A 13,664-nucleotide genomic window follows, 5' to 3' on the forward strand; every position below is an offset into this window, starting at 1 on the left:
TCGTCGGCTGCGAAGATGGAGGCAGAGCCTCCGCACCTGCATTACCAGGCAGAGCCTGGTAACGAGTAAAATGACCAATGACTGATGAACTGGTTCCCAGGCTCTGCCTGGGAACCCATGTAAGCGAGGCTCTGCCTCGTCGTCGTCGGCTGCGAAGATGGAGGCAGAGCCTCCGCACCTGCATTACCAGGCAGAGCCTGGTAACGAGTAAATGACTAATGACTGATGACTGATGACTAATGACTAATGACTAATGACTAACTACATTAAGGATGACTATGCAAAAGTGGGAATATTTTTTTGTAGATGCAAATATGTATCCTTTTGGCAATAAGCTGATTAGTTTATATGTAAATGGTGAGGAATTGCGAGATTGGAAACAAGGCTCGCTGCATCTATTTGTCAATCAGTTGGGGGAGGATGGGTGGGAACTTGTGGCTATGCGCCACGACTCGAAGTACGACCAAAATTCTTTGATTTTTAAACGTCCTAAAATTGTTAAGAAAGCTAGGAGTACGAAACAGTCTCAGGCACCGAAAACTTGACCTAGCTCAATCTAATATTCATCGGATTTTAGATGTTGACTCAAAATTATTAATTAATTTCAAATCGCCCAAGAGAAAATCTAAACTCCATCGATTCGCCGCTGCCATTCGGCATCTATTTTTGCTGACTGTTCTAGTTCTTGTTGGGTTAAATCGGTTTCTGTTGTATAAGCTAAATCTTCTCCAGTCAGTAGATTTTCTGCTGCAAATTCCTGGGCGTAGCTTAATTTTTGCTGCAAGTTGGCATCTGGTTGGTTTAATAACATGGCTCGCTGCTGCCGCTCTTGATTCCGGGTTTCTATCTTGCTATTTTTCCACTGAGTCCAGAAGTACCGAATTAAGGGAATTGTCAAAAATCCGATGCCGTAAATCAGCAGCAGTGGATAAATACCGCTGACGAAACCGATAAATCCAGAGGCGATCGCACTTTTAGTTAATAAATTCCCCAAAACTAACGCACCGACAAGATTTACGGCTCCCAACCCTGCCGCGAGCATGACTTGGCCGGAGCTGGCGTGGCTGAAACGCCACAGCATTTCTCGCAAATAAGCTCCTACTGGTTGAGGATTTTTTTGAACTGCTGTGGTTTGCAATTGCGGAAAATGGTAGACTATTTGTCCTTCGGGACTGACTTCGGGGCGGCCGTCAAAACGCGCGAGAGTCGGTAGCATATATTCTTCGTATTCTCTCGCGTATCCTTGTCCGAGTTTGTCGAGATAGGGCGCTATTTGTTCGGCGACGACGGCACCTCGGTTGTTGCGAATTGCGGCGGCAATATCGCTCCACTTGCGCTCTTCAATATTGTAATTTGGATTGCCATCTCCAAATAGAAAGGAGAAAACTGCTTCCAGAAAACTCATCTGGGGTTTTTGGCCGCTTAAGCGCGATTGCTGCTGGTAGTAAGGTTCGTTATGGTTCCAGTAAAATATCCAGGGTAACTCGTTCCAGAAGTAGGGAAAAAAGAAAAATCCGCCGCCTCTGTTACCCTCGCTTCCGCCTCCGCCTCCGCCTCCGCCGTTATTGTCGCTGTTCATGCTGGAGAGTAAAAGAGTGATGGCCACAAAAATTAAGAGGATGGAAGCTACCAGCACTATGCCAAAAGATACTCGAATCAGGTAAAATAGAATTTTCCAGATTTTTTGCCACCATTCCTGCAACTGCAAGCGAAAGAATTTGTTTCGCAAAATATCTCGAAAGTTGTTGGGAAATAGGTAGGCAATGTCGCCGGATTCTGCTACTTGCAGGTGGCCGCCTGCTTCGGAGGCGAGGGTTAGCAGTTCTCGCTGGGCAAAATTGACATCTAATCCAGCTTTTGCCGCCACGTCTCCAACCGTAACGCGGTAGCCAAGTTGTTCGACGGCTTGCATAATGGTGGGATTCGGAGCCATAGGTTTCTCTCTGTGACAGTTGACAGTTGACAGTTGACAGTTGACAGTTGACAGTTGACAGTTGACCTGAAAGTCCGAGGATTCGAGCAACGAATAGTCTGCTTTTAATTTCTCCCTATAAGGGTTCCGGCTTTCAAGCAATTCTTTCTGGTAAAAATTACCCGTTGTTTTTATTATATATTGCGGGAATTCAAACTGGTTTTGGGTTGCTGGTTGATGAATTTTTTTGATGCGGCTCTTGACTTTGGGGCGAAATGTTGCTATGGTTTTGCCCGATCGCCCGTAGAGTGCGGTCAATAGGTTAAAGAAATGTGGTTTTTTTTGTCAATATTGGCAAGAGTTATCTAAAATGGATGGGATTTGCACTCTTTTGCACCTCGCAAGCGCGTGTTTTCAGGTTTGCAGTTGTGTCTCACCAGCGTTTGCAAGCGTCGGCGGCCGGACTGAACCGAAACAGTCGCAAAACTCTTAATAGGAAAACTTTACAGGCTAATATTTTTGATTGGCCGTTAACCAAAGAATCGAATTATGCCCAGAACTCAACGCAACGATAACTTTATTGACAAAAGTTTCACGGTAATGGCCGATATTATCTTGAAGATTATGCCGGCGAAAAAGCAGGCGAAGGAAGCTTTTGCTTATTATCGGGATGGTATGTCGGCTCAAGCTGATGGCGAATATGCTGAAGCGCTGGACAATTATCATGAAGCGCTGAAGCTGGAGGAAGATCCTTACGATCGCAGTTATGTGCTGTACAATATGGGCCTGATCCATACTAGCAACGGCGAACACGATAAAGCTTTGGAGTATTACAGCGAAGCGCTGGAACTGAATCCGAGAATGCCGCAGGCGCTGAATAATATTGCTGTGATTTACCACTATCAAGGGGAAAAGGAAAAGGAATCTGGCAATGTGGAAGCGGCGGAAGGGTTGTTTGATAAGGCTGCGGATTATTGGAAAGAGGCTATTCGCTTGGCGCCGAACAATTACATTGAGGTGCAAAATTGGCTGAAGACGACAGGGCGATCGCAAATTGATGTGTATTTTTAACTATGATTGGGAATGGGGAATTGGGAATTGGGCATAGTTAGTAGTTATTGGTTAGTAGTTATTGGTTAGTAGTTATTGTTTAGTAGTTATTGGTTAGTAGTTATTGGTTAGTAGCTTCTATAATAACAAACAACAAACAACAAATAACAAGCAACAAATAACAAATAACAAATAACAAATAACAAATAACAAACAACAAATAACCAATGCCCAATTCCCAATGCCCAATTCCCAATTCCCAATTCCCAATTCCCAATTCCCAATTATTATGATTGACAGAGAAGAAGTTCGGAAAGTAGCGAATTTAGCGAGATTGGAATTAACGCCGGCAGAAGAAGAGCAGTTTACCGAGCAATTAAACGGTATTTTGGATTATTTTGAGCAGTTGAGTGAACTGGATACGACAAAGGTAAAACCGACTACTCGGGCGATCGATGTTAGCAATGTAATGCGATCGGACGATTTGCAACCTTTTGCTGATGGAGAAAGTATTTTGGAGGGAGCTCCCGATCGCGATGGGGAGTTTTTCAAAGTGCCTAAGATTATGTAATACCAATTTCATAAAGTAGCGCTAGATATTACCCCCCCAACCCCCCCTTATTAAGGGGGGGGCTAAGAATTCATCAATAGCATATCTTTAGAAACATGGTATAAGATGCTCGCAGAGCACTTTAATACCCGTTTAGTCTTCAGTCCCCCTCTGCTGCGGACTTTGTATGTGTAGACCTGGTTTCAACCGCCGAATATCGCAGGTTTTTAACGCGGATTTGGTATTGCACAGTGCTGCCCCGGAGATCCCCCTAAATCCCCCTTAAGAAGGGGAGTAGGGGTTGACTTTGAGAGCTTTCTTGTCCCACCCCCTACTCCCCTTTTTTAAGGGGGGTTAGGGGGGATCAGGCTTAACAGAACCGTATTTTCCTATAGCTAAATTCTCACTCCAAAAGATGCGGCTAATTCCCGTTCTGGCTGCATACCAACTGTCGGCGGCATCGATCGATTTGCTATCTGTTCGATCAATTGTAATTGCTGCGGCAGCATTTTAGCTAAACTGTAGCGTTCTAGAGCGGTTTGACGGGCCCTGACGCGAATTTCTGCCATGCGGGTAGGATGGTCTAAAACTTCGTCAATGCGATCGGCTACTTGTTTCGGCGAGAAGTAATCGACAAGCAAACCGTTTTCTCCGTCGCGGATAACTTCTCTAACAGGTCCGGTGTCGGAACCGATTACTAAACATCCTGTCGATAAAGATTCAATCATCGACCAAGATAGCACGAAAGGTCTGGTTAAATAAACGTGTACGTCGGATGCTTGAATTACTTTTAAATACAGTCCGTAGGGTAGCGGCCCGACAAAGTGAACTCGCGACATATCTAACGGCACTTTTTTGAGCATATGGTCTTTGTAAGACTCGCCGTTTGGTAAAGAACGGCCGTAACAAACTCTGTCTGAACCAACAATTACAACGTGACAGTTGGGGCGGCGTTCTTGCAAATAGGCGATCGACTCAATGAACTCTGGAAAGCCCCGATAAGGTTCCATTCCCCGCGATACATAGGTGACAATTTCATCCACGCCGGACAAGTCTAAGTTGGGCAAAATTAGTTTAGCGCCCGGATCTGGTTTGAAGTAATCGGTATCTACGCCGTCGTGGAGTACGGACAATTTTTGCTGCAATTCTGGGGGAAATTGCGATCGCTGCCAGTATGTCGGCGACAAACCCCAATCGCAAGAGTATAAATCGATCAAAATTGGCGCATTTTTGATTCTAATTCTCGCCATGTCGTCAACTGTTAAAGGTTCAGCCGGATCGAAATCTGCGTCGGAACCGATCGAGTGATAAAACCACTCGAAATAACACAAAAGCGGCGTATTTGGGAAAGCTTCTTTGACAAACAGTGTCGGCCCCCAACCGGAATGTCCGCAGATAATATCGGGTACAAAACCGTCTGCTTTGAGTTGTTCTGCCATTCTAAATACGGCTTGTCCGTAGATGACAGCACTTTCTAAAGGGCGGACGTATTGGTGAGTCTGCGGGTTGGGTTCGCGGCTGGGGGTAAATGCTGCTTTGCGAACGCCGGGAATGTTCCATTCGGGACGCTCGTTTTTAGTGCCGAAAACAATCTGATTCTTGGGGTTTTCGCCTAAAGCCGTGATTATGTGGCGGTACTGGGCGGGGAAGTTTGGGTGAAGAAATAATGCTTTCATTGAATGTTGACTGTTGGCTGTTGACTGTTGGCTGTTGGCTGTTGACTGTTGGCTGTTGACTGTTAACTGTTGACTGTTGACTGTTGTCTGTTGACTGTTGACTGTTGAATGTTGTCTGTTGACTGTTGGTGATTCGTTAACTCTTACCAATAACAACTAACTAATGACTGATGACTCCTAACTGATGACTACCAAGAGGGCCCGCACGGGGGCACCGCCCCTACCAACTGACTCCTAACTAATGACTAATGACTAATGACTATTGACTCCTAACTACTGACTGGTGCTTTGCATATCCAGACGCAATCTCGCGGTACTGAAGATGTGTTTTTCAGGATGATTTCATAGTTTAAATGGTTGAGAAATTTTTCCATAATTGTATCGGTCATAATTGAGAATGCAGTGCCATCTCTGCGTCCGAGTAAGTTTTTATCCCACTCGCTGGCGAATTTTTCCCAGCCCAATTCGGTGAGAATATTGCCGTGGTGAAATACGCAAAGGCGATCGCCCCGCAGCAGTTTGGGAATGCGTGTTAGGTAGTTGAATATGTCTACGGGTTCTACGTGTACCATTGTATCGTAGCAAAAGCAGACATCGGCTGCACCGGGGGTGATGCCGTCTAATGTTAAACCGTCGAGTTTGACATAGGAAACGCGATCGTCTCCCAAGCGCGATCGGGCGGCTTGCAGCATTTGACTGGAAATGTCGGCGCAAATTAGGCGATCGCAATATTTCAGCAGCAGCGAACCAGTTTTTCCGCCGCCGATACCAATTTCTAAAACCCGATGTTCTTTTTTGATGTACGGTGCAATAAATTGCTGTTCGATCAGCGCTTCGTATTCGGTTAAGGAGTTGGCGGCACCAGCGGCTTTACCAATCCATTCGTCGCCAATATGGGCAAGTTCGGCATTAGTTTTTTGCCACTGTTGGGCGTAACTGTCCCATGCGGTTTCATAATCTACTCTTGGGCGATCGGTCATTTTTTCAGAGTTCATTTTTATTCATTTTAGAGTATTGATGGTTTAATTTTAAATATGTTCCTCTTTCGGGTTTTCTGCTGAGACGGTATCTAGTATGGTGCGTCGGTATGAGATTTTAAATTTGATTCGCAGATTGTTCGAGGGCCGCGCACATACTGTATCTAATGACTAATGACTAATGACTAATGACTAATGACTAATGACTAATGACTAATGACTAATGACTAATGACTAATGACTGCTAAGAGGGCGGGCACGGGGGCACCGCCCCTACCGACTAATGACTAATGACTAATGACTAATGACTAATGACTAATGACTAATGACTAATGATTAATGAATGCTGAAATATGCTTCGCAAAAAATCTCTGCATAAGCTTGAGTCATCTCCTCAAAAGAATTGAGTGAATCCAAGACATATTTAGCATTTCCAGCTAACTGCTGGCGCAATGATTTATCCTCCAATAAACTCATCAAAGCTGCAACTAATTCGTCCGGGCGATCCGGCGTATAAAACAAACCGTTAATTCCCGGTCTTACTTGTTCCTTAATCCCAAAAACCGGCGATGTAATAATTGGTAAATCGCAGGCCATCGCCTCCAAAATCACTCTCGGAAAACTTTCTATCCTAGAAGTGCAAACAAAAATATCCGCCGCTTTGTAATATTTTCCCGCTTCCCCAGTTTCTGGAACTACTGTCACCCTTTGCCGCAACTCTGACGGCAATTGAGCTACCATATCAGCTAATTTACTGCTGTAAATACTCGGCCGATCGCCCACAATGAAACACCTAATTTTATTGTGCCATTTTTCAGGCAAAAGCGAAAGTGCCTTAACTAAATCCTGCTGGCCTTTGCGTTCGCACACTGTCCCCAGCAGCAAAATTACCACATCTTCGGCTGCAACACCTAAACTTTTTCTAGCAAATTCTGAATTATCCAAATTTTCCAGTTTGCTCAAATCTAAACCGTTGTGAATCACTGTAAAATTGTAGTGGCTGTTGAGAGGTAAATATCTGTCCCGCGTCGCATCCGCCACAAAAATCACCTTGTAAGGAAAGCGGAAACATTCCAAAGCTCTCGCCGCAATCTCCGAACCAAACCTGTTAAAATAAGTTTGCCAAGGTTCGCTTTCGTGCACGTTCCACACCGCCGGAATTCCGATTTCCTGGGCCGCATCAACTACAAAGAAGTTTTCTAAAGTATTGGCATAAACCGCATCTACTTTTAAACTTTCAATTTCCTTACTAAAACTGCGGATAGCTTCATCGTAAGCATCGCGCTGATAGATGTGTTCGAGGGGATTGTCGCGCACAATGACTTCAATTCCCTGCTGTTCGTAAGCTTGACGCAGGGGGCCGTCTGTGGTGCAAAGTACGATCGGCAAAATCGCACCCTCAGCCGCCAATTTCACCGCAATTTCGTACTGATGCAGCGGCGCGCCCGTAAAATCCAGCGAATTGCTGCACATCAAAACTTTGATAGGATGAATCAGATTCTCTGCTTCTCCTACCAACAAAGCAGCATCGGAAACTTCCAGTGTATAACCCTCTTCCTTCTTCCCTCTTCCTTCTTCCTTCTTCCCTCTTCCTTCTTCCTTCTTCTTTCCTTCTTCCTTCATAAAAACCCGTCGGGGTTGAATATGAAAATACTCATCTTCCAAAGACAAATGAGGACTGTAAAAACCATCATTTTTCCCCGCATACTTGCGCCTAAAAGCTGCAACTTCTTGAGGATTGTCAGTAAAACCCCTAGAAGTTCCCTCCTTGTGCAACAACTCCGCATCGGGACAGTAAACGCACCGATAACCGAGTTCTAACAATCGGTATCCGTAATCTGCATCGTTGTAAGCAACAGCAAAATTCTCCTCATCAAAACCGCCCAATTCTAAAAACAATTGACGCGGAGTAATCGTGCAAGCGGCTGTTACCGCCGAGTAATTTCGCGTTACCATCGCTTGAGAAAGATAGCCTCGATTGTCGCTGTTCATCAGCTTAAAAGCGTGACCTGCCAAACCGTGATGCAGCCCGTGAATTATTCCAGCGTGCTGAATTCTGCCGTCTGGATATAACAGCCTCGCGCCAACTGCACCAACATCGGGAATTTGAGCGTATCCCACCATTTGGCTCAGCCATCGCGGGTTAATTACTTCAGTATCGTTGTTCAAAAACAACACGTATTCGCTGTCAACTTGTTCGACAGCGCGGTTGTTAATTGCCGCAAAACTAAACTTTCCTCCAGGATTTTTGATTCGCAAAACTTGACAAGTTAACTGATTTAAATATTCCAGGGTTTTTGGATCGTCGCTTTCGTTGTCAATAACAGCGATTTGATAATTTTTGTATGTTGTAATTTCGAGAGAATCGATACAGGCTTTCAGCAGTTTAACTTGATTTTTAGTAGGAATAATCAAAGTTACTGACGGGCCATCATCAGGGAAATCCTGGGCAAATATGCCCAAATTTTCTTTTATCGCCCAGGCGTGCTGAGCGACAGTTCCCTTAATTTTTCGGCGGTTTAGTGCGTCTTGAATGGCTTGTTGACCTGCGGAAAAACTGGATGGTTTCGCTGCTCCTGATACTGCTGTAGAACCGGGTGCGGTTCGCCAGTGATACAGCACTAGGGGCAGGTGGGCGACGTGGCGAGAAATTTCGGTTGCTCTTAAGGCAAAATCGTAATCTTGCGAGCCTTCAAAACCGAGCCGCAAGCCGCCTATTTGTTCAAAAATTTCTTTTTTGACGGCGCACAAATGACCTAAATACATATAGGAAAGCAGCAATTCCGGCGACCATTCCGGTTTGAATTGCGGGGAAAATCGGCGACCTTTGGTGTCGATTTTGTCGTCGTCTGAGTAGAGAAAATCGGTGGTTGGATGCGCGGCAAAATATAAGGCGACTTCGCCTAATGCGTCGGGAGTTAGTTCGTCGTCGTTGTCTAAAAACAGGATGATGTCGCCTGTGGCGAGGGCGGCGGCGCTGTTAGTTGCTGCGCTGATGTTGCCGTTTTCTGTGCGAAATGTGATGTGGATACGATCGTCCTTTGCGGCCCAATTTTTCAAAGTTTCAGCAACCGTAGCGTCGGTACTGCGATCGTCGGCGATGCAGAGTTCCCAGTTTTGATAGACTTGATTGATTGCGCTGTCGATCGCACTTTCGAGAAAATCTATCTGCGGATTGTACACTGGCATCACCACCGAAATTTTTGGCAGAGGTTCCCCACAGGATTTTAACCGAGAAATCAAGTAATCGCGCGATCGCACATTCCACTGATTCACCCGCAGCCAAGCATCATACCTATCAATCGGTGAAGCAAGCACAAAACCCGCAGGCGGCAGCAAATCTCCCGGCGCAGTCAACTGTTTTTGCTGCTTGTAAATCTTCCCAAACTGACGCATCACCTTCACAATTTCCCAAGGCATCGGCACAATTCTGCCGAGACGCTGTTTTCTCTCCCTCGCCCGCTGCCGGATTGCCTCTACAAAACTCGAAAACTCCTCATATTTATCAGCACTTCGCTGCCAAATGTGGTTGCGCCGCACCGTCAATATTTTCGGTGCTTGAAAATACAAAATCTCCCCGTTTTCTAACTCGGCTTGCAGAGAAACGTGCCATTCACCAGGAGGCAAATTGACAAGCGCCTCAAAGCCGCTTTCCGAACTGTTAACCCAGTCAGGAAACACTTCGCCGACATCTTTTCGGCGCAAACCGTAGGCGCATTCTACAGAAGTATCGCCGCACAAAAGACTTAATTTAGCAATTTTGCTATCGTGGTGGCAACACCAACCCGCAAACAAAACTTGACCCTGACGCTGTTCCCACACCACCGGTACATCTAACGACGCTTGAATAGTTGAAACTAACAGCGGATAAGCAGCAAAACAATGCCATTTCCCTCGCTCGTCTTGCGCCTCCAGCAGCACCTCGTGCCGTCCCGCAGGCGCTGACAATTCAATTGTAAAACCAGATTTTTTTGCAGCCTGGATATTAGAATATGCGGCGGCTATCTCGCTTCTTTCTATGCCACAAACAGCGGCAAAACTCTTGTCTTCTATTCGGGCGCGGACTGCTTTAATGTTTATTTTTGTGTTAAATACCCAACCCACAATTCTCAGGTTTGACTCGCTAACTTGCCAAGTAGTGGGTTGGTCTAACGAAAAAACAAATTTTGGGAACAAGTCGCGGATTCGGCGCTGAATGTTCCACAATTTTTCTCTTAGTTGCCACCAGTCAGAAGACTCGATCGCAGCAAGTTTTGCCTGGACTATTTCATTCTCTCTGCGCGACAGTTCCAAATATTCCAAAGTTTCTGTTAGTTTTTCTTTGGTTTTACTTTGTACTGTTTCCAACCACACTAACTCAGCTAACTTTTGATCCAACTTGAATTCTTTTTCTTCAAACTTTACCTGAGTTTCCCCTAATTCTGCTTCTAGTTCCAAGACTTTTGCTAAAGCTGTTTGAAACTGCGATTCTTTGCCTGCAAGCTGTACCTGAGTTTCTCCTAATTCTGTTTCTAATTCTAGCAGTTTTGTTAAAGATTCTTTAAATTTTGCTTCTTTGCCTGCAAGCTGTACCTGAGTTTTTCCTAATTCTGCTTCTAGTTCCAACACTTTTGCTAAAGCTGTTTGAAATTGCGATTCTTGACCTGCAAGCTGTGCCTGAGTTTCTCCTAATTCTGTTTCTAATTCTAGCAGTTTTGCTAAAGCTTCTTTAAAATTTAATTCTTTACCTGCAAGCTTTACTTGAGTTTTCCCTAATTCTGTCTCCAATCCCAACACTTTCGTCTGAGCTTGATGAAATTGTTCTTGCCACTGTTTGACTTCTAAATTGCTGGTTTTTTGTTGTTTTTCCAGCAAGCGGATTTTTAGCCAATCTTCAAAAGGCCCGACAGGAGATGCGGGGAAATGAATCTCTTGGTCATTCGCCAAATTCGATTTGCTGCTGAGATTGCCGGCTTTGGTTTCTAAAACTTGATATAGTTCTAATGTTTCGGGAAAATATTGTTCTATTAAACTGGGTCTGTGACTTTTAACAATATCGTTGACTAATAAAGATTCTTCAAAGTTGTCGGCTGCGATCGCACTTAAGTTAACCTTAAATTTTTCGTTGACTCGATCGATAAAAAATTCGGGAGTGTTGCCGATCGGGTAAACGTTGGCCAGCAGACAGCGATCGGGAAAACTTTCAGACAATTCTAAGACTTGTTGGTTGTAGTGCAGCCACATTTTTACTGCCATTTCGGGATGCTGCAGCAAGCTGACATCGGTTCCCCGGCGGTACAGCGAATCGACTACTTCCCAGGGCGATCGATAAACGCAGATAAAATTAGCTTCCGGGAGCAATTTTAACCAAAAATCCCAAAATAGGGCGGTTCGCGGGTCTTTCCAGCCCCAATGCTTGTCAGGAAGTTGATTTTGGAGGATCGCCCGTTTGGCCATTTCTACGTATTCCGCTGCTACCGGAATCGTTTTTTCCAACGTACAGCCGAGTTCATCTATGCCGTGCGATCGTAAAACACTCTTGTGAAACTCCACAAAATCAACATTCTCGAAATGACCTTTCACATTTCCCACCGCCGGGCCAACCAACTTTTTACCAATATCAACCCCGACTTTCTGAAACAAAGAAGCCGTTAAAGACGTACCGGAACGGTGCATTCCAGTAACAATAAAAACCGACGGTTTGCTGTCATTTGTACTCACAATTTCTATCCCTCGCCCTAATTCCCACACCAACTTTACTCGTTATATCAAATCCGGTAGCATCGGAATGATTCAGATATATATTCTCTCCCTCTGTGTACTCTGTGTTCTCTGCGGTTAAATCATTCCGATGCTACCGGAAACGATATTACACTCTTGTTTCCAAAAAATGCAACTTTAGACAACATTTCAACCCTTGTTCCATCACGGTATTCCCAATCGGAAATTTCAAATTTTCCGGTCTTATTCTCCCGCTAAGCCCAGCAACTGCCTGACTTGAAACCAGCCGCTTCTCAGCTTCCAGAACTTGCTGCTTTCCATTGCCAAAACTCGATTCTGCGATCGGTCTAATTCTTGCTTGAGATGAATTAGCTGATTTTCAGTTTGCTCTAACTGCATTTGCACGGATACTAACTGAGTTTGAGTTTGTTCCAATTGCGTGTGAGCTGAAACTAATTGAGTTTGAGTTTCTTGCAACTTCGTTTGAGTTTCTTCTAACTTTGGTTCCGTAATCATTAACTTACTTTGACTGATCTCCCATGCTATTTTAGCCGCCTCTAACTGAGTTTCAACCAACTTGAGTTTTTCGTGAGTAGAACCCAACAAAGACTGCGATTGCCGTTGGCCCACCAGCGATTTCACGCTGCAAATTTCCAGAATCCATTCCCAACCGCAGTTATTGATTGCTTTAACTGTCAACACATCCTCCGGTGTCACAGTATTTTTCGGTAAATAACAGTTCCAGCCCGACTGCAAAATTGCATCTTTTTGAAAATATTCAGCCACATCCCGGCGATCGTAAAAAGGCTCGCACCTCTGCACCACCTCACCGTTTACCAGCACTTGCACCTGCTCAATTCGCCCGCCCGGATTCACATCAGCAGCCCAACCTTCCAGATACAAATTCTGCTTGTTGGTAAAAGCAGCAACATCAACATATCCTCCAGGGTGGTGAGAAAATGTTAATTCCGAAAAATCTCTAGTTAACTTATTTGTAACAACATACAAATCCTGAAACCTGCATATACCTTTTTTGATCCGGTGAACAAAAGCTTTCCCGCCGCTAACTTTACCGACAATTTCTCTGACAAACTTTTCAGTTACATAAGTTGTGCCGTATTCCTCCTTATCCAAAGACTGACTTTCGCTTTCGGCACTAAACAAAATACCGTTAGCAGGCATTTCTATGTGAGCAGGAAGCAAACAATCGCCGTGAACGCTAAACATCAAAATCCCGTTAGGAGTCAACAAATTATACAAATTTTGGAGCCAACTCGTAAAAGTTCTTTCCGGGATATGGCTGAAAAAAGAATTAGCCAGAATGCAGTCAAATTTTCGGTCAATTAAATATTCTTCCGGTTTTCCCGTCGAGACAATACCGTTAACGCCCAAGTATTCAGTTTGAAACTTGACAGCGTTAGCATAAATATCAGAAACCCAAATTTGCTCCGGCGGCATTTCCTGAATCAAAAACCGGGTAAATCTACCGTAACCGCAGGCAAAATCTAGAAAAGACGGTACATTTTCAAAGCCGCCAAAATGCCAATCCACAACTTGTTTGACGGCATCGCGGATGCGCCGCCCGATCGCATAATAGCGCACCAAAGCTCGATCGCGATCGTCTTCATTCCCTGCATCTTCCTTGGCATTGCTCAAGCTAAACAAATACATTTCATCATCTTCGCAGATATTCAGTTTAAAATCTTCGGGAAGCTTAGCTTGCTCTCGAATCAATGCTTTAATTACCGGATTTTCGACTAAATCTAAATTGAGATTGCTCATTATTTTTACAAAGTTTT

General features: G+C 44.6%; 8 protein-coding genes. 3 read left to right on the plus strand and 5 right to left on the minus strand.

Annotated elements, in window-relative coordinates; genetic code table 11:
• The first annotated feature begins 278 nt into the window (after positions 1–278).
• Complete coding sequence (locus tag WBA89_RS16655) at positions 279–545, plus strand: hypothetical protein (protein WP_424408296.1); 267 nt, start codon at positions 279–281, stop codon at positions 543–545.
• An 80-nt stretch (positions 546–625) separates the two neighbouring features.
• Here WBA89_RS16655 and WBA89_RS16660 read toward each other — a convergent pair whose 3' ends face one another.
• Positions 626–1,933 (minus strand): hypothetical protein, encoded by a 1,308-nt coding sequence (locus tag WBA89_RS16660; protein WP_424408301.1) that lies wholly within the window; start codon positions 1,931–1,933, stop codon positions 626–628.
• Positions 1,934–2,461: 528 nt separating this feature from the next.
• Between WBA89_RS16660 and WBA89_RS16665 the strand changes: the two genes are divergently transcribed.
• Positions 2,462–2,983 (plus strand): photosystem I assembly protein Ycf3, encoded by a 522-nt coding sequence (locus WBA89_RS16665; RefSeq protein ID WP_424408297.1) that lies wholly within the window; start codon positions 2,462–2,464, stop codon positions 2,981–2,983.
• A gap of 268 nt (positions 2,984–3,251) precedes the next feature.
• Entirely contained in the window at positions 3,252–3,533 is a 282-nt protein-coding gene (gatC, locus tag WBA89_RS16670) for an Asp-tRNA(Asn)/Glu-tRNA(Gln) amidotransferase subunit GatC (protein WP_424408302.1), read from the plus strand.
• Between the two features lie 374 nt (positions 3,534–3,907).
• Here gatC and WBA89_RS16675 read toward each other — a convergent pair whose 3' ends face one another.
• The 4 genes from WBA89_RS16675 to WBA89_RS16690 all read right to left on the minus strand — a co-directional run.
• On the minus strand, positions 3,908–5,188 hold the full coding sequence (locus tag WBA89_RS16675) for a glycosyltransferase family 4 protein (RefSeq protein WP_424408303.1): 1,281 nt from the start codon (positions 5,186–5,188) through the stop codon (positions 3,908–3,910).
• A 269-nt stretch (positions 5,189–5,457) separates the two neighbouring features.
• Positions 5,458–6,183, minus strand: coding sequence for a class I SAM-dependent methyltransferase (locus WBA89_RS16680; protein ID WP_424408298.1), 726 nt, complete (start codon positions 6,181–6,183; stop codon positions 5,458–5,460).
• Positions 6,184–6,501: 318 nt separating this feature from the next.
• Positions 6,502–11,865 (minus strand): glycosyltransferase, encoded by a 5,364-nt coding sequence (locus tag WBA89_RS16685; protein ID WP_424408299.1) that lies wholly within the window; start codon positions 11,863–11,865, stop codon positions 6,502–6,504.
• A gap of 243 nt (positions 11,866–12,108) precedes the next feature.
• Positions 12,109–13,664 (minus strand): methyltransferase (locus WBA89_RS16690; protein WP_424408300.1); only part of this gene is annotated, 1,556 nt, incomplete at its 5' end.

It is taken from the genome of Microcoleus sp., from assembly GCF_049646505.1.
Taxonomy (GTDB): Bacteria; Cyanobacteriota; Cyanobacteriia; order Cyanobacteriales; family Microcoleaceae; genus Microcoleus.

Coding starts and splice junctions, on each gene's coding strand:
- WBA89_RS16655 (WP_424408296.1), top strand. CDS start 279: ATGCAAAAGTGGGAATATTTTTTTGTAGATGCAAATATGTATCCTTTT.
- WBA89_RS16660 (WP_424408301.1), bottom strand. CDS start 1,933: ATGGCTCCGAATCCCACCATTATGCAAGCCGTCGAACAACTTGGCTAC.
- WBA89_RS16665 (WP_424408297.1), top strand. CDS start 2,462: ATGCCCAGAACTCAACGCAACGATAACTTTATTGACAAAAGTTTCACG.
- gatC (WP_424408302.1), top strand. CDS start 3,252: ATGATTGACAGAGAAGAAGTTCGGAAAGTAGCGAATTTAGCGAGATTG.
- WBA89_RS16675 (WP_424408303.1), bottom strand. CDS start 5,188: ATGAAAGCATTATTTCTTCACCCAAACTTCCCCGCCCAGTACCGCCAC.
- WBA89_RS16680 (WP_424408298.1), bottom strand. CDS start 6,183: ATGAACTCTGAAAAAATGACCGATCGCCCAAGAGTAGATTATGAAACC.